Here is a 1,597-nt window from a genome sequence, read left to right as displayed (position 1 = left end):
TGTACGTACTGTATCGTTCCGTATACACGCGGTAAAGAGCGCAGCCGTCGTCCTGAGGACGTTATCGCCGAAGTACGCGACTTGGCGCGCCAGGGCTACAAGGAAATCTACCTGCTCGGCCAAAACGTCAACGCGTACGGCAAAGACTTTACGGATATTGAATACGGCTTCGGCGATTTGATGGCTGAAGTGCAGAAAATTGATGTGCCGCGCATTCGTTTTACAACCAGCCACCCGCGTGATTTTGATGACCATTTAATCGAAGTGCTCGCGAAGAAAGGTAACCTGGTGGAGCACATTCATCTGCCGGTCCAATCCGGAAACAGCGAAGTTCTTAAGAAAATGGCGCGCAAGTATACGCGGGAACAATATCTTGAGCTGGTCCGCAAAATTAAAGAGGCCATCCCCGATGTAGTGCTGACGACAGATATTATCGTCGGTTTCCCGGGTGAGACGGAGGAGCAGTTCCAGGATACGCTGTCGCTCGTAGAAGAAGTGGGCTTTGATTCTGCCTATACCTTCATTTACTCTCCACGCCACGGCACACCGGCTGCCGGCATGGAAGACAATGTGAGTGAAGCGGAGAAAAAAGATCGTCTGCAGCGTCTTATTGACCTCGTAAATCGTCTTAGCCGTGAGAAGAACGAAGCGCTGCGCGGACAGGTGCTTGAGGTGCTGGTCGAAGGTCCGAGTAAAAACAATCCAGAAATGATGACCGGCCGTACCCGTACGAACAAAATTGTACATTTTAGAGGAACGGAAGACTGTATCGGCCAGCTGATTCATGTTAAAATAACAGAGCCGCAAACATGGACATTATACGGTGAAGTGGCAAACAAAGTAGAGGTGTAATACGGATGGAAGAGAAAAAGGAACGTACAGTGGATTATTCGCCTATTATAGATCAGGCGAAAGAATTGGCTGCGCTGATTGCAGGTTCAGAGGAAGTGGAGCGCTTTAAGCAGGCTGAAGAGAAGATTAGCGGCAATGGACGGGTGCAAGGGCTAATCGCTAAGATTAAACAGAAACAAAAGCAGATTGTTAAGCTTGAGCACAACCGCCGCTATGATGAGATTCCCGCTCTTGAGCGGGAAATCGACGCGCTGCAGGATGAGCTGGATTCGATTCCGATTGTGCTCGAATTCAAACAAACGCAGCAGGATATTAACGAACTGCTGCAGATGGTGACCAGCGTTATCGCCAATAAAGTATCAGAAAGCATTATTGTCTCGACGGGCGGCGATCCGCTGTACAATGAGACGGGATACGCGAAAGCGAAACCGGAAGGTATGGGTGGCTGCGGTTGCTGAGTCGGGAATAAAGAAAAGGATAGTGATCAAGAAAGATACCGGTACTCAATGCCGGTATCTTTTTTTGAATTAAAAATAGACAACGCACCTTAAGACAGCAGAAGTTTTTTACCGGATTTCGCCATTCGCTCTGTCCTGCTTTTCCAAGCACCCCGGGCGCTTGCCCTGCATATTTATGGATTATCAGTCACAGTGCTGATCAGGGCGGCACAGGCGGACGCGGCACCGAAAGCAGACTTTTGTGTTGCACCCGTGATGATTGCCCTGCATACACATGTAGGGAAACG

The 1,597-nt window shown here is 49.4% G+C and carries 2 protein-coding genes; both read left to right on the top strand.

Annotated features, from left to right (window positions below; genetic code table 11):
• Positions 1–852: tRNA (N6-isopentenyl adenosine(37)-C2)-methylthiotransferase MiaB (gene miaB, locus B2899_RS10495; RefSeq protein WP_286885629.1), on the top strand; the 852-nt coding region annotated here is incomplete at its 5' end.
• A 5-nt stretch (positions 853–857) separates the two neighbouring features.
• The gene (locus tag B2899_RS10490) at positions 858–1,310 is read left to right on the top strand and encodes a RicAFT regulatory complex protein RicA family protein (protein ID WP_146810676.1); all 453 of its coding nucleotides are present in this window, start codon (positions 858–860) and stop codon (positions 1,308–1,310) included.
• Positions 1,311–1,597 lie beyond the last annotated feature (287 nt).

The sequence above is a fragment of the Aneurinibacillus sp. UBA3580 genome (genome assembly GCF_002375825.1).
Lineage (GTDB): Bacteria > Bacillota > Bacilli > Aneurinibacillales > Aneurinibacillaceae > Aneurinibacillus > Aneurinibacillus danicus.
This window is presented reverse-complemented; position numbering and strand designations above follow the sequence as displayed.